This is a genomic window from Brasilonema bromeliae SPC951, assembly GCF_012912135.1.
GTDB lineage: Bacteria > Cyanobacteriota > Cyanobacteriia > Cyanobacteriales > Nostocaceae > Brasilonema > Brasilonema bromeliae.
In genome coordinates, this window is the sequence record NZ_QMEB01000002.1 from 46,346 (window position 1) to 64,699 (window position 18,354).

Consider the following 18,354-nt stretch of genomic DNA (forward strand, 5'->3'; position numbering starts at 1 on the left):
CATCTAGAAAGGAATTTTCATGTAAAAAAATTAATGGCGAGGGAGGTTAAGGCGCTTTTTAAATTCTTGCCCTCTTCGCTGATCAGGAATTTTTTCTACTAAAACTTCTACCAATTGCTCTGGTGTTATTTGTGGATTTTTATCCAAAGTGTCTTCAAGAACAAAACTGGCGAAAGGACCAACAAAACTAGTCAGTTCTCGCCGACAATACTCCACAAACTCTGGCTTGATGCTAGTCGTATTTTCGGCTGGCAATTCGTTTGCTTTTTCAGTGTTTTGAATCGGTTTTTGTGATTTTCGAGAAGACTCTTTAGTTTCTTTAGGTAGTTTAGTCTCTGGTAATCCAACCTTATTAACAGGATCACCATGAATTCGTACGTTTTGATGTGATGGTGTCACATTAATACCGCCAGATGAACTTTGTGACTGAAGCAGATTCAAAACTTCTCTTGCTGATTGATAACGATATGCTGGTCTTTCTGCCAGCATTTTTTCCAATATCTGAGTGAGAAAATCACTAACTTTAACGTAAGATTTCCATTGCCACTGAAAAGACTGATCTAGTAGCAAACGTGGCATTTTTCCAGTCAGAAGAACAAGAGCAGAAACACCCAGTGCATAGAGGTCGCTACAGGGGTAAGAGCGTCCCATACGAATCTGTTCTGGTGGAGAATAACCTACTTTTCCAACTACTGAACCAGCAACAGAGTGCGAAGGATTTGAAGAATCACCCGCCAGAATTTGAGTGAATTTTTGCTTAACCACTCCAAAGTCAATCAGTACAGGTTTAGAAAGCTTACGGGAAAGCATCACATTGTCTGGTGAAATATCCCGATGAATGATATTGCGTTGATGGATATACTCTAAAACTGGCAACAAATCCAATAACCACTGAATAACTTCTGCCTCGGAAAATGGCTTTTTTTGTATCGAAAGGCGATCGCCCAACAGTCGAGAGTAACTATCACCTTCAATATATTCCTGGACTATAAATATCCGCTGTTTCTCGGTTAACCAAGCCAGAAACTTAGGAATCTGGGGATGATTGAGTTGGTATAAAATTTTAGCCTCACGCTCGAATAACTCACGGGATTTGAGAAGTACGGGTTCTGCTGTGTTTGCAGGGACAAATTCTTTGAGGACGCAATAATCCCCGAAACGTTGAGTGTCAACTGCTAAGTAAGTTCTTCCAAAGCCTCCCTGTCCAAGAAGTCTTTGAATCTGATAGCGACTGTTAATCGAAGTTCCGGGGTTTAGCTCTGGTAGCATTAGTGCGTTGTGGTTTAGTGAGTAAAATGCAAATAGAATTTTATTCTAGTGTCTCTTACTTGCCAGGATACACCAAACTACAACTGACGACCGTTAACCGAAGCGTATTGCGAGCACCCGGTGCACAAGAGCAACGCCAGAATTGCTTCTCACATTATCGCAATATTGGCAACGCCTTATCTAGCAAAAGCATGATCGCGAATAAAGTTGATTGTCCAACTGCATAAGTTACATTCGATGACATTTACTAAGAATTTGGAGGGACAAGCCTCAATACTTTGAGTGTGCGTGTTCTCCCAAAAAACATTCAAACAGGAATAAACTATGTCATCCGAACTTAAAGCTGCAACTACTGCTGCTGATGCCCAACTGTCTAATGATCTGCCAACTCTAAAAAAAGGTCTACAAACTGAAGGAGTTAGATTACTGCAACAAATTCTGATTCTCCGTTACAAATACAAAATTACCTTCGACGCCAACTTCGGTGATAAAACTGAGGATGCAGTCAAAGACTTTCAACGCAAGTATAATCTGAGTCCAGATGGAATTGTTGGTGTAAAAACTTGGCGTGCTTTAGGCGTAAATATTGCCTAACGGGACTTAGCACACTGCTACTGCGCCATGAGTAAAACTTAAAAAAAGCCTGGGGGATAATCCCCCAGGCTTGCTCACTGCTATTTGTCTTTGCTTTTGGCTTACTATTAGAGTTCCCTTTGAAAATTCCCTTTCGATCTGCTTTTTTGTGTGCGATACGCATTCGCGTTCGCGCTGCCTGTAAAATGTATGTTAAGGCTACATTTTTTTGACGTTTTGGGCAATGGTGCACAGCTGCCGACCGAAGGAGGCGATCGCCCTTGGCGCGCCCTATGCCCCAACCAAACTCCGTTTGGTTGCCCCAAATCGGAGATTTGGGGAGAGGGGTTTTTCCAAAACCCCTCTGGGCAAAGAAGGGCGATCGCTCAATCGTTGTATCTTGCCATCTTGCCATCTTGGTACATATGTACCATTTCAAGCTTTTTACCATTCTCTTCAGATAGTTGCACTAGCTAAGATAGCCACCTAGAGTCGCCGATAGGAAGAGAAGACTCTATCTACAGTATTGGCAATCAATCTTACTTGATATTAATTATATTACCTCAGCAGGAAGAGGGAATGACACGACATCGCTAATATTAAACTTGCATCACATCAAACAAAAACTTTCTCTTCCTTCAGATTAATAACTTCATGAAGAAGCGAATTTTGAGTTTTTGTCAAAGTCTCATACCTATTGATTTTTATGGAATTTGTGTGCTATCTGACTATCTAATATTAGCTTAGTATTTTTGGACAACAAATAAATTTAGAATAAGAAAGTCTGAATTATGAATGACCAAGAGATGAAGGGCAAAATCAGTCGTGAAAGAGATTATTTACTGCAAAGGCTTTGGGACGCAAGAGTCATTGTATCTCTAGTATTGATTGCAGTGCTGGTGAGAGTAGGCTATGGCGATAATAGACTAGCTCCTACACAAGTTGTTAATACATATGATGTTACCACAAAGACAAACAATTTTATCGGTGAAACCGTGACAGTGAGAAGCCAACCGATTAAAAAAGTAGGTTTAGCTTCCTTTACGGTAACTGATCAAAGATTATTAGGCGGCGAGCCTGTAGTAGTCGTCAACGCTTCGGGTCTGGCTTTCGATTTACCGACTGACAGTGATACAAGAGTTCAAGTTACGGGTGATGTTCGTAACTTAGATATTCCAAACATTGAGCGGGATTATAACCTCAATTTGCAGGACGAATTTTATAAAGACTACATCAATAAACCTGCGATTATTGCTAAGTCAATTCTATTAGCGCCGAGAGTGGGACAAATTACCAAAAACCCTCGCAAGTACTATGGTACAAAGGTTGCAGTTATGGGTAATGTTGATAATATCCAAAGTCCCGTTTTGTTCACACTCAATGAAAGCTACTCCCTAGGCGCGGACAATTTGTTGGTTTTATTCGTTGCAACACCAAAACGGGTGATTAACAAAGGTCAGACAGTAGGCATGGTGGGTGTTGTTCGTCCTTTTGTCGTTGCAGATATTGAACGAGACTACGGCATAACTTGGGATGAGAGGGTGAGACGACAGTTGGAAGCAGATTACAGAAACAAGCCTGTGTTCGTTGCTGACACTATATACCCATAACTAACTCTTATGAGGTTAAACCCCGTCCTTAAGGACGGGGTCTTTCCTTGTATTATCTACTTGCTTGAGTGACTTAGAAGGCGCAGGTTTACGAGGTCGTTGAAAATAGGGCTTGTCCCGTTACAGATGCTGTTGGCGAAATATTTCTTAACTGACATCTTGCACCATTCTCAACAAGACCTAAAAAACCGGGTTTTTGAACAGTAAATTAAGGTTTGCAAGTGTCATCATTCTCAAGAAACCCGATTTTTTACCCTGGTGCAAGATCTGAGTTAACATTTCCCAACCAGGAAAACCCTATGTTCGGGAAGATATGGAATTTTGGTTGGGAGAGAGATTGCTGGTTTGTGTTGATCACAGGCGAGTCGCTAAAAGTTTTAGTTCCGCAATCAGTCTATTCAGGGCTTTTTGAGCTGTTTTATAACCATTCGCCTGTCGCCCCAACTTCAATTCAAATAAAATGCGATCGCGTATTGTCTCAAAGTTCACAACGTCTTGAATAAAGATGAAGGCTGCCCCCTTTCTCATTTCTGAATTATTTTCTTGAAGATTCTGTACTTGGGCTTTAAGTCTCTCTATCTCCTGCTCATACCGTGTAATACTTGGTAGGTGTTCTCCCTCCAACGGTGTAACACTCGGTAGGTGTTCCGCCTCCGACGGTGTAATACTTGGTAAAAGGTTCCTGCTGACTATTTCTTCGAGATAGTCAGCTCTGGTTAACCCCAAACATTCAGCGATCACGCCCAATGCCCTCCAGGTATCGTCCGTTAGCCGTAGAGAACGCACAGAACGGTAGTCATCGTTTTTGAGTGCGAACTTTCCCTGAATATCTCTTTTCATATGAAGTTTCACCATGTCTTACACCGGTATTGTAAACAACGGATTGGGTCGGGTTCAACCGTGTATTACATGATTTTGGTGATTGAAAAAAAAGGTACGTGTTGTTTTAAGCGACGGCTAGTGCGGCAAATCGTGATATTCTGGTTTGGGCGTGAGGTATACCATCTAACCAAGCAATCATACGAACGATATTAATAGCAACAGCGGTGATTTGGTGCTGCAACCGGACTTTGGGCAGGTTGCGGTAACGTGCTTTCCGTAAACCAAAAGCGTTTATTCCTTGTGATAAAGTGCCTTCGACACCAGCACGGGTGTTATAACGCTCTTTCCACTCATCAGTATCCTGAGTTGATCGGATAGTTTGAATAATTTGGTGTTCTTCTTTTGGACGCAATCTTAATTTTCTTGGCTCACTTTCACTTTTTGATTTAATACACAAATGCCTAAAATCACAACGGCGGCAGACTTTGGAGGGAAACTTCACGTTAATTCCTGAATTGCCCCAATTATCTATTGCAGGAGTCCAAGTCGTACTTTTTTGACCTTGAGGGCACGTAACTGTTTTAGCGTCCCACTCGACACTAAATTTACTGATGTCATACCCACCAGGCGTTTTTGCTTGCCAACTGACGTTTGGACGAACTGGACCAATAAGTTCTATATCAAAATCGATTTGACTTTTTATCAGTAATTCGCTGTCTACGTAACCTGCATCGACAATATGTTCAGATGGTGATAAGCCTTTTGATTCCAAAGATACATGAATTGGTTCTGTCTGGTCTACGTCAGATAATTGGGCTTGGGTCGTCTCAACATTTGTAATCAAATGAACATCATTAGCATCACAAGTTTCAGTAATATGTACCTTGTAACCAATCCAGGTTGTGCTGCGTTTATTGGCGTAACGAGCATCTGTATCGTAAGGAGAGTCAAAACGGTCGCCTGCTTTTGGTAAGTCTGCTGCGTTGCGCCAACGTAATTTGCCAGGTGTATCTAATGGTACATCTGTGTAGTCTATATAATATTGATGTAGCCAAGTTTGGCGGAGAACTTCAATTGCTGGAATTTGCCGCAGCCATTGGGGTGTTGTTGACGATTCGTAGATAGATGCTAATAGCTGCATACCATCATTACCAATAGTTTCAGCATATTCATACCGAGCCGCAACACATGCACGGTAAGCGGTACTCATCTACGGCACGTCCGTAACGTTCAAACCACTCTTGTGGAACCCAACCACGTAACCAATCTGGTGCGACAGTGGCGACCGCGTTTAATGCAGCACGTAAGGTTTCGGCTACGTTTTCAAGGCGATTCAAATTCCGAACTGCCGCCAGCACATGAGTTGAATCAGTGCGCTGTTTTCCTTTGTCTTTTATAATACCTTTTTCTTGAAACTGCTTTAATAAAATATCCAGTAATTTTTGTTCAACACCCCCCGCTATTAGTCGCCCTCTAAATTCGCATAGCACGCTAAAATCAAAGCCGGGGTCGGTTAGTTCTAGAGAAAGTGCGTACTTCCAATCAATTCGACCGCGCACTGCAACTGAAACGCTTGCCTGTCAGTCATGTCGTTGATGTATTGCAACACACATACCAGAGCTAATCGCCAAGGGCTAAAAGCTGGTTGACCTCGTGTTGAGAATAGAGCTTCAAAGTCTTGATCGCAAAAGATAGTACCGATAGAATCCCTCATTTTTATACAAGTGTTACCTTTGGCAAAGGCTAAACGAGCGATGTGTGCTGTTTCTTCTGGAATTGGGTCGATTTCTTGAAGTTGAATCATTACTATTCTCCACCAGTAGACACCCTAACGATACAAATAATCGAACCGTACCCAGAGGTTTAATTTTTTCGCGTACTCATTGGCAACTGGAGTACACAATCACAAGTTGAATCTTTAACTTGTAGGTATTGCCTCTGAATGTTTGGGATTAAGTAGAGCCGACTACCTGGAGGAAATAGTTAGAAGAAAGTTTTATCCGTGTAATACATGGAAAAGCGTCGCTCTCCAACCGTGTAATATATGGAAATCCTCAGAGCTATTACCGAGTATTACGCGGTATGAACAGGAGATAGAGACGCTTAAAGCCCAAGTATAGAATCTCACTTCACGTAACTCTGAAATTAAGGAACGCTCAGCCATTACCAAAGTGCATGATGTTGTAGATTATGAGGCGGTACGCGTTAGCGGAGCGGCGCGGAACGCGCTTCGCATTTTATCTGAATTGAAATTAGGGCGACAGGCTCATGCTTATAAAACAACCCGAAAAGCTTTAAATAGAATGATTGCCGAGCTAAAACTCCTAAAATATTGTTGAGAACGATTACCGACAAAATCTGTTTGAAATAGTACTGCTCAATGTTTTTCCTTACATTGGGTTTTATGGGCTCAAATGTAACGAAATATTTCGCCAACAGCATCCGTTACAAAACAAGGCGGTGAGCAAATGCAACCCACTCGTCTAATCGTTTACAATCAACGATCTCAAATCCTGCTTTTGTTAGAGCCTTGTCAACATTATCCTCATGATCAGCAGTAAAACCCGCTGTAATCAGAAGTCCGACCTGTGCATCAGTTTGACGCAGCGCACGCTGGAAGTCATCAGCAAGAGCAATGTGCATTCGTGCTAGAATATTTGCGACGATAAGGTCAAAAGTTTTTGTAGGTTTGATGCTTGGCACATTGTCGATAATGTCTCCACCCATCCAATGCCCCATCTCACTTCCAGACCCCAAGCTTCCTTTCATCACCCTTACCTGCTGTTCTACTCCGTTACAACGTACGGCGTCCTGAGTGGCTTCTACAGCAATGCTATCATTGTCTAGCGCTAAGACGTTTGCCCCAAGCTTCGCCATTGCCACACTAAGAATACCTGAACCTGAACCCAAGTCTAAGACATTCATGGTGGGGATGATATACTGCTCAAGCAGTTGAAGGCTGAGAATGGTTGCTGGATGTAAACCGCTGCCAAAACAGAGGGTTGTCTTCAGTCTCAGAGTGATTTCGTCTGCTGTCTGGGATTGTAATGGTGCATCAGGAGTCACCACAACGAAACGTTTCCCAATCCGATGAACTCTGGAGTTGAGTCCGTTTGCGTCTGTGGGTTTCTCCTCAACCACACTCGTCTGTATCGCAGTTGTTAGTCCAGTACGGTGCAAGGGCGAGAGCAAATTAACGATTTTTTCTACACGTGTCCTCGACTGGGCATCTAGTGGTAGATATAAGTAAATCGTGAACGTCCATTGAGGGTGCTGATCAACTGGGTGGGGTAGGTTAGGTTCTGTATATTCTACGATATTAATGTCATCAATATCGATAGTTTCTGCAAGCAGCGTACAGACCCAATCAATAGCCTCGTGTGTTGTATCGAGGCTTAACTCTATCCACGGCATATTTTTTTTCTTCTCAATCAAATACAGGGGGCCAAATTTCAGAGACTGCAAGTTCCCACTCTGGGAACAACTCTGAGATAGTCAGCTTTTCACCATTCCCTAGCACTGTCGCCCCATTGCTTAAGCGATGAACAGCCACAGTTTGAGCATCTGGATCAATGAGTAGCGCGACTTTCACTCCCAAATCTAAGAATCTTTGAATTGTCTGTTGTACAGATATAAGTCGGTCAAAGGCAGATTTAATCTCCACAACGAGATCAGGTACTAATTCAGGATAAGTTCGCGGTACTCGCTTCAAGCGTTCCCGTGAAAAGAATGAAATACGCGGCGCAGCTATCTCTCCATTGGGTAACTGAAATCCACCTCTAGAGCCAATGATATGTCCTAGCTTGCGCGGTTCTACCCAAGAAAACAAAAATGCACAAAATCGAGCGCTAATTTCACCAGAGGTAAAATCAGGTGGGGAATCATTCAAGTTATCCTCACTGCCAAAGTCTCTACTAGGAGCAATATTTACCTGTGGTATGCCAACAGATGTGATTTCTCTGAGCACTTCTTGCTTTAGATTTTGAAGGTTTATGCCTAGCTTTTCCAACACCCTCACTGCTACCCCATCTGTAACCATCAATACACCCAGTAAAAGGTGCTCTGTACCAATGTGTGTGTGACCTAATTTCTGAGATTCTTCAACAGCAAAGTCCAAAACTTGCTTACCTTTAGGAGTAAAGGGATACTCTATGCCTTTAATTCCAGAACCACGACCAATAATTTTTTCTACCTCTATTTGAGCCGCTTCCAAGGTGACACCAAAAGACTTGAGAATTTTAGCAGCAAGACCATTACCTTCTGCAATTAATCCAATCAAAATCTGTTCAGTACCTACAAATTGATGTCCTAAGCGCTCACCTTCGCCTTGTGCAAGTACAATTGCACGGTATGCTTTGGCGGTAAATCTTTCAAACATAGACCTTTCCTCTGGTAAGAAGATGAATTGCATTGGACAGCGAAACAACTGGGCAATTTTAAAGGCTAGAGACAAACTTGGGTCGTATTTACCAACTTCAATAGCGTTGATGGTTTGACGACTCACGCCCAAACGTTGTGCTAATTCCGCCTGTGACCAATTGCGTTGAGTTCTAAGAAGACGTAAACGATTTTGCATTGCTTGGCTGAAAAAAAACTAGTTTATTTGTATAGTTTTTGCCTAGCCTGTATCCTATAGTAAACTTAACTTGTCTTTATGTCAAGTTTACTTTACTTTAACTCCCAAAGCTATATTTCATACCGTTTTCAGGAAATGACAGGCTAGTGGTCCGCCACATTAATTTTGACAGGTCGTGAGGGGAATCTTGTTTTCTTTGGACTCTCGCCCAAATGGTGACGAGGTATGGCGTTCGCGTAGCGGCTGCTTTGCAGCATCGCCGCCCCTATCTTACACCAATGCTCGTTTGGTGGGAGCGAGCGCTGCAATTTTGATCAGCTTTTGGACAAAGAATTTGCTATTAACTATTGTGTTGCGAATGCTGATATTTTTTTGTTGGCAGTGGCTTGTGCAACTGCATTAAAACTTGATTGAAGTTTTTACTTGTAAGTAAATTTCATTCTTTGAAAATGCGATCGCAGCGTTGCTTACAGTGCTGCGATCGCATTCATCTATGAAATAGCGATCGCCTTCATCACCTAAATCCCCGCACCATCTAAAAACTCTGAAATCATCAAATCACTACTGGACTTGCCATTGTTCGTTTGTGAGTCGCTGACTTGCAATGCGTGTACAGAAGGTTGTACCTCTAACTCTTGGACTTGTTTTTCTAAAGCTTTAACCCGTTCAAATAAAGCGCGAATCACTTCTGCTTCCACATCCCGCAGTTTATTGTGAGCCAGAACATCGGTGCTTTCCTCAGCCTGACGAGTCACACGCCCTGGAACCCCTACGACTGTGGTGTTGCTAGGCACATCTCGCAGCACGACTGAACCTGCTCCAATGCGGACATGATCCCCAATATTAATGTTACCCAATACTTTAGCACCTGCTCCCACAACAACGTGATTGCCAACAGTAGGATGGCGCTTTCCTGTCTGTTTGCCAGTACCGCCTAGGGTAACTCCTTGGTAAATTAGGCTGTACTCACCCACCACTGCTGTCTCACCAATCACGACTCCCATACCGTGGTCAATAAAAACTCCCGTGCCAATTTTTGCTCCAGGGTGAATCTCAATTCCAGTAAAAAACCGACTGATATGGGAGATCAACCGAGGTATGAAGGGAATCCCCCTTTGATAAAGCCAGTGTGCCACTCGATGGAAGAGTATGGCTTGAAAACCTGGGTAACAGAATAACACTTCCAGCCAGTTACGGGCGGCTGGATCACGTTCATAAATCGTTCGCAAATCAGTTAGCAGCATAATTTGTTTCTATCTCGGGAAGTTCATAAACAACTCAAAATATGCACCGACACCAAATCTCAACAGACAAGACAGGTGTGTAAGTTTTGTAATCAATCAAGTTATTTGTGATAATTGTGTTAGCAAAACTACGGTAAAACGATAAGTTTATGATATTTTATGAGTAGATAGCGCAATATTATTACATTTAACACTGCCATGAGAATGAATCTATCATAAAATTACAATAAAATTATCGACCAACAGTAGTATATTGAGTACAAACTTGAATAGCCAAAACTACACCCTTTTGGATCTGTCTTCCAAAGTTGAATACGCGCTGCTAGCACTTTTAGAATTAGCAACCAACAAGGGAAAAAAAACTCCTCTCACTATGAGTGAAATGACTGCTAAACAACCCATACCTGAGCGCTATCTGGAACAAATTCTCACCAGTTTGCGGCGAGCAGGTGTCATACAGAGTCATCGTGGCTCGCGAGGAGGCTTTGTTCTGGCGCGTGAACCTTGGCAAATCACCTTGCTGGAGATTGTCACTTTGGTGGAAGGAGAACGTAAAGACAGAGAACCCTCTGTGACTTCCACTTTGGAAAGGGATTTGGTTCATGAGATCTGGGAGCAAGCCAACACCGCCTCTATTAAGGTTTTACAGAACTATACACTCCAAGATTTGTGTCAGCAAAGAGAGGCTCGCTTGCAGCAAGGTCCAATGTATTATATTTAGACATTCTCGGAGTTACCATATGCAGATAGCAAAAAACATCACAGCATTAGGCAGACCGATTCTTGTCGTTTGTTTCAAAGAGATTCCCAAACAGTTGGAGATTGTTTCTCACCAAACCAGTCACTTCTGCCAAAAACTCGATTGAAATGAGTAGGAGGAAACAACAAAAGAAGTAGACTCAAGTTTAATCAGAGAAACTATCTTGGTCGAGTCAACAGCCACCTCACACAGGAATCACGCGATTCAATGATGGGATTTACCACCGGATGACCATCCTATTCTAACAATCCTTCATAAAAGGTGCAGGGTGCAGGGGTACTCCTAACACTCCACACCCAGTCTCTTCACTCAACTATGACTGTGTTTAATGACTCCAGAGGAATACTGAAGACGTAATAGATAACCCCAATTCCAAGAAGTATAACAGCAAGGCTAGAGAGGATGACCAATCGGTCTGCTGGTTGGTAGGTATCCTCCTCAATATCACGGCGTACAACAAGATAATGCTGTGTTGAAAGCATGACTGTTAACAAACCAACTAATGAGAAGGCTAAACCTAACTTCCAACCATCACCAGGTGCTTGAGGTGCAAGAGGAGGACGAAGAATACGCAAGCGGACAATCAAAACACCAAACCCCATCAAAGCAATTCCACTCCTCATCCATGCAAGATAGGTACGTTCATTTGCTAAATGTTCCCGCACTTTATCTGTTGAACTAGGTTTATTTGACTTTTCTTTTTCTGAAATTTCTGCATTCGCCTTCATAAATTTGAATGGTAGTTGCATACAAAACTTTTTAAATTTTTTGATGAATTTGAGTCAAATTTACTTCTGTGAAAGTTTATTTTCCTCTGTCTTATTCTATATTCCAGATTTGACAATAAAATTTAATAGTGTTATCTTGATAATTGTGAATTATACTGGTTAATTAGTCAATTTTGACTGTATCCAATAATACTTTTTAAAAATCGATATTTGATGACACAACAATTTCAAAGAGATTGAAATGACTTTGACTTGTTAAGACGGACTTGATATAGTAATCCTATTTGATTTTTTAAAATCGTGCATGTTCAGATTCCGTTGGGTTTCACTTCGTTCAACCTGAGATATTGCATCACTTTCAATTAGCCCATTTTGACCGCCTCGGAATTAATTCCGAGGCTCACAGCCCAAGTCTACTAAAGTAGACTTCAAGGCTTATGCAGTCGTCTTTAGACGACTTTTGCTATGAGACTGGGATTTAAATCCCAGGCGGACGAGAATGCAAGCTTGAGAATCGTGCAAGATCTCAGTTCAACCCAACCTACAAATATTAAAAGTGTTTGACCCAACTTAGTCAACAAAGATTAACATCTCAAAAGTCCTCTCAATAAGACTTTCGCTAGAAGCCAGAAACATCAGTTCTTGGCTGTCGGGTTGACACAACGAATGAGTGCTGTTCAGTCATTAATTGGTGCAAGGTATTATAAGGAGGTTCTGGCACAGGGAACATCGTACTCCCAGGAATTCCCACACTCCCTAACACCGGAATCATCATGAACCCAACCGCCAGCACACTGGATACCAGATGATGCACACGCAGTTTTCTGATTCTGTACAAGTAAACTGGAGCCGCGATTGAAATCAGGATATAAACTGTGAGAAATCCATAACTACAGATAGCCCCTAAATAACCCATGCTCTCGAACAATTTGATGTGAAACAGGGACATCACCGCTGGAACTAAGAAGGTGATGAATGAACACATCGTCACTGCAACGTGGGGTGTGCGGTTGGATGAGTGCGCCGTACCCAAGCGAGAATGGAACAATCCGTGGCGTGCCATTGTGAAGAAGATTCTGGCAGCAGGATTGATACAACCCAACACACAAGCAAAGAAACTAAACAGCGCGCCAAAAGCTATCAAATCGCCTAGGTAACCCATGCCTATCTGTTGCGACAAGAAACCCAACGGTTCCTCTGTTTTGGTAATCGACATACCCGTGTCGCGAAAACCCAGTACTTCTATATAAGTTGTGGAAATGAAGAACAAACCAGCCAAAATCGCACTACCCATTACGGATCTAGGGATAGTTCGCAGTGGATTTTTAGCTTCATCACCCAATGAGGTCGCACTTTCAAAGCCAGAAAAACCAAACATCACCAGCACTAACCCTGTTGCTAAGTTACCAGGAGTGACACCTTCTAGGGTTAGTTGTGGTATGTCAATTGCAAAACCTTTATGTGCCCAGATGAGAAGACACAATCCTGCAATCAGGACAAGAGAAATACCTTCCATCCATAGCATTGCAATCGCAGAAAGTTGGATATCTTTATATGCTGCATACCAAGCAATACCCGCACCCAAAGCTAACAGGGTAATACTCGAAGGATGAATCCCTAAATGACCAATTAAGACACTACTAAAGTTGGCAAAACCACACAACACTGACATCCCTGTAAACAAATACGCCAGTACCAAACTCCAGCCGCAAATCACACCTGCTGTTGGACCAAGTCCTTTGCTAATGTACGAATACAATGAACCGGGTGAAGCTGAGCGACTGGCAAATTGATTTATATTGATGCTGACAAGCACTAATCCAATTAAGCCAATCACAAACGACAGCCAAGTGCCATTTCCCGATAGGGCAACAATTAAGCCGATGTTGGATGCTGGGATCGTAGTGGGAGCGATGACGGCAAAGGATTGTGCTAGTACTTCTCCAAATGATAAACAGTTCGGCTTTAAGCCGTGAGCACTCCTTTTCTGTCGAGTTTCGTCAGTAATGGTCATGGTAAGCAAATTTTCAAGAGTGTAGATGTCCGAGTAATTTTGGTAAACTTTGCTTTAACGAAGTACCATAGCCGTAGCACAGTCTTCACTTTATTGCTCTGTGTCAGTAAAAGCAAATATTCTTTTTTGTCAAAGTCATAGATTGAATTTATTCATTTTTCGATTTGATGTCAAATAAATCACTCTATTATTATTTGCATTTACAGTTAACAAATGATGATTATCTTGGCTGTTCTTGTGTTGTGATAACACTTATGGTATTGTTAACTGTACAGGTTATTATTAGCTTTATTCACAACTCAGTATGTTAGAAAAATGAACCCATAAAGTCACTGCTTATACCACTTTGCCTGATTTATTACTAATATTTAGGCACATAAGTTACAGCCAGAGATGTTACAAAAATTTGATTTTTAAGTACGGTAGTTGCCTCTAATTACCGTACAATATGAGGAAGTCATCAACCATAGTGGTCAGACTCAACACCCAAAAAGCCTTAAGGTTCAAAATGACGCTTGAGCAGTTGCGAATTTTTTTGGCAGTTGCGGAACTGATGCACTTTACCCGCGCTGCAGAAGCGCTTTATATCACTCAACCAGCAGTAAGTGCGGCAATTCAAAGTTTGGAAGCAGAATATGGGGTGAGACTATTCCATAGGATTGGTCGCCATATCGAAATTACTGATGCTGGTAAATTGCTGCAAATGGAGGCGCAGAAAGTTCTTGACCAAGTTTCTTTAACTGAACGAGGCTTGAAAGAACTCAATAATCTGCAACGCGGTGAATTAAAGCTGGGATCAAGTCTCACCATTGGTAACTACTGGTTACCAGAGAAAATTAGCCAGTTCAAGCGCCAATATCCCGGAATTCATATCGACTGCACGTTGGGTAATGCAGAAGAAATTTGCGAAGGGACTGCGACAGGATTTTTTGATTTTGGTTTAGTGACAGGAGACGTTAAACCGTCACTGAAGAGCTATTTGGAGCAAGAAGTTGTGGGGAGCGATCGCCTGCAAATTGTGGTTGGTACATCTCACCCCTGGTTTGAGCGGACAGAAATTTGCCCAGCAGAACTGCTAGCAACCAGTTGGGTGATGCGAGAACCCGGTTCCGGGGCACAGCAAATGTTTGAGCAAGCCTTACAAAATTGGGGAATTCAGCTGACTGAGTTGGATATTGTTCTTGTCTTAAGCAGTAGCGAAATGGTGAAAGCAGTAGTAGAAAGCGGTGTTGGTGCTGCTGCTATTCCGGAAGTGATGGTCAAAAAAGAAATACAGCTATCTACACTTCACGCCGTTTATGTGGTAGAAAGAAACTCTGGCACCAAGCTAGACATTGTTCAACCTGTTTGGAAGCTCAAACACAGACAGCGTTTTCAGACTCGAGTTGCGATCGCCTTTGAAGAGATTTTGACCGCTGTGGAAAGTCCAGAGTCAACTCGTCAAAACTCAAAAGTTTTCGACTCGGAACTCAACTAATACGGAGTTGCATTCAAAGATATCAGGTAGTTCTTGGGACAAGGCAGACAAGGGAGACAACACAAGACAGTAAAATGTATGAACGCAACTTGGTATTGATCCGAGCTTGATATTAATCACTTTTTTTTATTAAACAAACAAATAAAAATATTTGATTTTATTAATAATCTTCTTTATACTTGTCGTAAGCCTACAAGCACAAGATTAGCTTCTTCGCTGTAAGCTCCGCACCAAAGTGTTGCTAAAGCCGAAATTGCTAACCACGCATCTGTACCTAGACAAGTGAAGATATAAGGTTTTACTGGGAAGTGCGGTGAGGCAGTATGGTCTTGGGGTCTCCCCAAGTGGAGTAACTGCCGAACCCGTAAGGGTCTTAAATACGCTGTCAAACAGCTGACTACAGCCGACCGTATGTAAAATCTTCAAGGAATGTAGGTGAATGGTTTTTCAATCATTCGAGTCGAGAAGGGCGCGCCTTGACTATAAACCGCCGTAGTGGGAAAGTCGAGTACCACGAAGGAATTTCTGGAAAGATAATTTCTGCCAGAAGCTTACACCGTACTGCAAGCAGTCAGTGTAGGAGCGTCACCGAGATATTGCCTGTAATCCTAATTCTTATGGTTGGGCTGACACCCAGCTTGATCACAGGTAATAACTAAATGGGTCTATATTTTCTCGTCTATGGAACTCTCTAATAAAACTGAGTACGCGATTCTTTCCCTAATAGCGCTAGCAGCCTGCTATTCTAGCGGTGAATCATTACAAATCCGAGAAATAGCAGTACGACAAAACATACCAAACCGCTATTTGGAAGAACTTCTGGCGACATTAAGGCGTGGAGGTTTAATTAAGAGCATACGCGGCGTCAAAGGTGGCTATGTTCTGGCACGAGAACCCCGAAAGATTACACTTCTAGATGCTTTCCGTTGTATGGAGGAAGCAGACGAGGATGTGCCCAATAAAAAATCTACCCCGACATCAGTAGAAACTGAAGTTGTTCAAGAGGTTTGGCAAGAAGCATGTGAGGCAGCTTACTCTGTTCTACAGAAGTATACCATCCATGACCTTTATGAGCAACGAGGGAAACGACGACAGATGGAATTTATGTACTACATCTAGTCTTACGTCGCTAATCCATCTCCTGATTAGGAATCGCGAATTACTAAAAATCTTGATTTGTAGATTTGTAGGGTGGGCACTGCATAGCTTCCTATATTATGGGCGTGGGGTGAGTGGAGAGTGCCCACCCTACGTTGGAGGAGCATGAATCAGGCACGCCCCAATACCGCTTTTTGGAGCAGGAGAAAAGCCTAAAATCAATGCAAATTTTAATGATAAGAATAGAAAAATAAAAGTAATTTCATTATTGAAATAACTAATGATTAGCTTTAGAAATTGACATTTTACAATTGGAGTGCTTTCCAAGCAGAATGAGAGTTAAGAACACTCACGCCAAAAGATTGTTGGAGGCACAAGCGTATGGTTGCACTCACTGCTCGTTCTGAAAATACTCAATCGCACGGTCGCTTGACCATGCAAACAGTTGATATTGGCGTTGAAACGATCGCTATTCGCTCTCTGGATTGGGATCGCTCACGCTTCGATATCGAGTTTGGATTGAACAATGGTACAACCTATAATTCCTTTCTCATTCAAAGTGAAAAGACAGCTTTAATTGACACCTCTCATCGCAAGTTTAAGCAGTTGTACTTAGATGTCTTGAAAGGATTGATTAACCTCTCAACTTTGGACTATCTAATTATTAGTCATACTGAACCGGATCACAGTGGACTTGTTAAAGAGGTGTTGCAGTTAGCTCCTCAAGTGACGGTAGTAGGAGCAAAAGTTGCCATCCAGTTCCTGGAAAATATGATACATCAGCCATTTCAATCGCTGATAGTTAAGAATGGCGATCGCCTCGATTTAGGCAACGGACATGAGTTAGAATTCGTGAGTGCCCCCAATCTTCACTGGCCTGATACTATTTTTACCTATGATGCTAAAACCCGCATCCTCTTCACTTGCGATGCTTTTGGGATGCACTACTGCGACGATCACACCTTTGATGAAGATTCAGAATTAATCGAAGCCGATTTTAAATATTACTACGACTGCCTGATGGGTCCAAATGCCCGTTCCGTGTTGTCTGCTATCAAGCGGATGGAAAAATTAGATATAAATACAATCGCCACAGGGCATGGACCTTTATTACAACATCATTTGTCAGACTGGGTGAGTTGCTACCAGAAATGGAGTCAGGAACAAGCCAAAGCAGATACTCTCGTTGCCCTGTTCTACTGTGAAGATTACGGCTCAAGCGACCAATTGGCAAGAGCGATCGCTCATGGCGTCCAGAGAAATGGGGTAGCGGTAGAACTGGTAGATTTAAATACTGCTGAACCTCATGAAGTCCGGGAATTGGTCAATCAAGCGACGGGTTTGGTGATTGGTATGCCATCCCAATCGAATCAAAATGCCCATGCAGCTTTAAGTACTATTCTCGCAGCTGCACACCGTAAGCAAGCAGTCGGACTGTTTGAAAGTGGCGGTAGGGAAGATGAACCAATTTATCCCTTGCGTAACAAGTTTCAAGAAATCGGTCTGACGGAAGCTTTTCCACCCATTTTGATCAAAGAACCACCAACGCACATCACCGAACAAATGTGTGATGAAGCGGGGACTGACATCGGACAGTGGTTGACTCGCGATCGCACGATCAAACAAATCAAAGCCATAGATAATGATTTAGAACGGGCATTGGGACGGTTAAGCAGTGGACTCTATATTATTACCGCCCAGAAAGCAGATGTCACCAGTGCCATGTTCGCCTCTTGGGTGATGCAAGCGAGTATGAATCCTTTGGGAGTCGCTATTGCAGTTGCGAAAGACAGGGCAATTGAATCATTACTTCACGTGGGCGATCGCTTTGTTCTCAACGTCCTAGAAGAAGACAACTACCAAAGCTTAATGAAACACTTCCTCAAGCGTTTCCCTCCCGGTTCAGATCGATTTGCAAACATTAAAACCTACCCCGCCAGCAATGGCTGTCCGATTTTGGCAGATGCACTAGCATATATGGAATGTGAAGTCACGACGCGAATCGAGTGCAGCGATCACTGGATTATTTATAGCAGCGTCCAAACTGGCAGAGTGGCTAAACTAGATGCCCTCACAGCCGTTCACCATCGTAAGGTTGGTAACCATTATTAAGTTATCGCGCCTAAAAATTGCACATTGATTCCTTATACCAATTCTCCATGAGGATGCACTTAATGTTTATT

16 protein-coding genes and 1 pseudogene are annotated in these 18,354 nt (G+C 42.5%); 9 read left to right on the forward strand and 8 right to left on the reverse strand.

Features of this window, described 5'->3' with window-relative positions; genetic code table 11:
• Positions 1-30: 30 nt before the first annotated feature.
• Positions 31-1,269 (reverse strand): serine/threonine-protein kinase, encoded by a 1,239-nt coding sequence (locus DP116_RS00600; protein WP_169153307.1) that lies wholly within the window; start codon positions 1,267-1,269, stop codon positions 31-33.
• Positions 1,270-1,593: 324 nt separating this feature from the next.
• On the opposite strand from DP116_RS00600, the gene DP116_RS00605 reads away from it, so the two are divergent.
• From DP116_RS00605 to DP116_RS00615, 3 genes are all read left to right on the forward strand, one after another.
• Positions 1,594-1,863: a peptidoglycan-binding domain-containing protein gene (locus tag DP116_RS00605; protein WP_169153308.1), complete on the forward strand. Its 270-nt coding sequence runs from the start codon at positions 1,594-1,596 to the stop codon at positions 1,861-1,863.
• A gap of 223 nt (positions 1,864-2,086) precedes the next feature.
• On the forward strand, positions 2,087-2,332 hold the full coding sequence (locus DP116_RS00610; protein WP_169153309.1) for a hypothetical protein: 246 nt from the start codon (positions 2,087-2,089) through the stop codon (positions 2,330-2,332).
• 301 nt (positions 2,333-2,633) lie between these two features.
• A complete protein-coding gene (locus tag DP116_RS00615; protein WP_169153310.1) occupies positions 2,634-3,452 on the forward strand; it encodes a hypothetical protein in 819 nt (272 codons plus the stop codon).
• A gap of 354 nt (positions 3,453-3,806) precedes the next feature.
• Here the strand turns inward: DP116_RS00615 and DP116_RS00620 are convergent, their stop codons facing one another.
• The 4 genes and pseudogenes from DP116_RS00620 to DP116_RS00635 form a co-directional block, all read right to left on the reverse strand.
• A complete protein-coding gene (locus tag DP116_RS00620) occupies positions 3,807-4,292 on the reverse strand; it encodes a hypothetical protein (protein ID WP_169153311.1) in 486 nt (161 codons plus the stop codon).
• 106 nt (positions 4,293-4,398) lie between these two features.
• A pseudogene (locus DP116_RS00625) lies at positions 4,399-6,078 on the reverse strand (IS1182 family transposase).
• A 641-nt stretch (positions 6,079-6,719) separates the two neighbouring features.
• Positions 6,720-7,688, reverse strand: a complete 969-nt coding sequence (locus tag DP116_RS00630; RefSeq protein ID WP_169153313.1) for a 50S ribosomal protein L11 methyltransferase — start codon at positions 7,686-7,688, stop codon at positions 6,720-6,722.
• A gap of 13 nt (positions 7,689-7,701) precedes the next feature.
• A complete protein-coding gene (locus DP116_RS00635) occupies positions 7,702-8,850 on the reverse strand; it encodes a Clp protease N-terminal domain-containing protein (protein ID WP_169153315.1) in 1,149 nt (382 codons plus the stop codon).
• Positions 8,851-9,046: 196 nt separating this feature from the next.
• Here DP116_RS00635 and DP116_RS00640 point away from each other — a divergent pair, with 196 nt between their 5' ends.
• On the forward strand, positions 9,047-9,253 hold the full coding sequence (locus DP116_RS00640) for an AzlD domain-containing protein (protein ID WP_211172997.1): 207 nt from the start codon (positions 9,047-9,049) through the stop codon (positions 9,251-9,253).
• Positions 9,254-9,368: 115 nt separating this feature from the next.
• Here the strand turns inward: DP116_RS00640 and cysE are convergent, their stop codons facing one another.
• Positions 9,369-10,094 carry a serine O-acetyltransferase gene (cysE, locus tag DP116_RS00645; RefSeq protein WP_169153317.1) on the reverse strand — a complete coding sequence of 242 codons (726 nt, stop codon included), beginning with the start codon at positions 10,092-10,094 and terminating at the stop codon, positions 9,369-9,371.
• Positions 10,095-10,347: 253 nt separating this feature from the next.
• Between cysE and DP116_RS00650 the strand changes: the two genes are divergently transcribed.
• Entirely contained in the window at positions 10,348-10,815 is a 468-nt protein-coding gene (locus DP116_RS00650; RefSeq protein ID WP_169153318.1) for an RrF2 family transcriptional regulator, read from the forward strand.
• 19 nt (positions 10,816-10,834) lie between these two features.
• Positions 10,835-10,960, forward strand: a complete 126-nt coding sequence (locus DP116_RS29885; protein WP_281357334.1) for a hypothetical protein — start codon at positions 10,835-10,837, stop codon at positions 10,958-10,960.
• 199 nt (positions 10,961-11,159) lie between these two features.
• Here DP116_RS29885 and DP116_RS00655 read toward each other — a convergent pair whose 3' ends face one another.
• A complete protein-coding gene (locus DP116_RS00655) occupies positions 11,160-11,603 on the reverse strand; it encodes a YidH family protein (protein WP_211172998.1) in 444 nt (147 codons plus the stop codon).
• 598 nt (positions 11,604-12,201) lie between these two features.
• A complete protein-coding gene (locus DP116_RS00660) occupies positions 12,202-13,596 on the reverse strand; it encodes an APC family permease (RefSeq protein WP_169153319.1) in 1,395 nt (464 codons plus the stop codon).
• A gap of 508 nt (positions 13,597-14,104) precedes the next feature.
• Here DP116_RS00660 and DP116_RS00665 point away from each other — a divergent pair.
• The 3 genes from DP116_RS00665 to DP116_RS00675 all read left to right on the forward strand — a co-directional run bounded on the left by DP116_RS00665 (position 14,105) and on the right by DP116_RS00675 (position 18,283).
• Entirely contained in the window at positions 14,105-15,073 is a 969-nt protein-coding gene (locus DP116_RS00665; RefSeq protein WP_169153320.1) for a LysR family transcriptional regulator, read from the forward strand.
• Positions 15,074-15,754: 681 nt separating this feature from the next.
• A complete protein-coding gene (locus DP116_RS00670; RefSeq protein ID WP_169153321.1) occupies positions 15,755-16,192 on the forward strand; it encodes an RrF2 family transcriptional regulator in 438 nt (145 codons plus the stop codon).
• 360 nt (positions 16,193-16,552) lie between these two features.
• Entirely contained in the window at positions 16,553-18,283 is a 1,731-nt protein-coding gene (locus DP116_RS00675) for a diflavin flavoprotein (RefSeq protein WP_169153322.1), read from the forward strand.
• Positions 18,284-18,354 lie beyond the last annotated feature (71 nt).

Excerpts from the sequence above, each read along its gene's own strand:
- DP116_RS00600 (WP_169153307.1), bottom strand. The coding sequence starts at position 1,269 with ATGCTACCAGAGCTAAACCCCGGAACTTCGATTAACAGTCGCTATCAG.
- DP116_RS00605 (WP_169153308.1), top strand. The coding sequence starts at position 1,594 with ATGTCATCCGAACTTAAAGCTGCAACTACTGCTGCTGATGCCCAACTG.
- DP116_RS00610 (WP_169153309.1), top strand. The coding sequence starts at position 2,087 with ATGGTGCACAGCTGCCGACCGAAGGAGGCGATCGCCCTTGGCGCGCCC.
- DP116_RS00615 (WP_169153310.1), top strand. The coding sequence starts at position 2,634 with ATGAATGACCAAGAGATGAAGGGCAAAATCAGTCGTGAAAGAGATTAT.
- DP116_RS00620 (WP_169153311.1), bottom strand. The coding sequence starts at position 4,292 with ATGAAAAGAGATATTCAGGGAAAGTTCGCACTCAAAAACGATGACTAC.
- DP116_RS00630 (WP_169153313.1), bottom strand. The coding sequence starts at position 7,688 with ATGCCGTGGATAGAGTTAAGCCTCGATACAACACACGAGGCTATTGAT.
- DP116_RS00635 (WP_169153315.1), bottom strand. The coding sequence starts at position 8,850 with ATGCAAAATCGTTTACGTCTTCTTAGAACTCAACGCAATTGGTCACAG.
- cysE (WP_169153317.1), bottom strand. The coding sequence starts at position 10,094 with ATGCTGCTAACTGATTTGCGAACGATTTATGAACGTGATCCAGCCGCC.
- DP116_RS29885 (WP_281357334.1), top strand. The coding sequence starts at position 10,835 with ATGCAGATAGCAAAAAACATCACAGCATTAGGCAGACCGATTCTTGTC.
- DP116_RS00655 (WP_211172998.1), bottom strand. The coding sequence starts at position 11,603 with ATGCAACTACCATTCAAATTTATGAAGGCGAATGCAGAAATTTCAGAA.
- DP116_RS00660 (WP_169153319.1), bottom strand. The coding sequence starts at position 13,596 with ATGACCATTACTGACGAAACTCGACAGAAAAGGAGTGCTCACGGCTTA.
- DP116_RS00665 (WP_169153320.1), top strand. The coding sequence starts at position 14,105 with ATGACGCTTGAGCAGTTGCGAATTTTTTTGGCAGTTGCGGAACTGATG.
- DP116_RS00670 (WP_169153321.1), top strand. The coding sequence starts at position 15,755 with ATGGAACTCTCTAATAAAACTGAGTACGCGATTCTTTCCCTAATAGCG.
- DP116_RS00675 (WP_169153322.1), top strand. The coding sequence starts at position 16,553 with ATGGTTGCACTCACTGCTCGTTCTGAAAATACTCAATCGCACGGTCGC.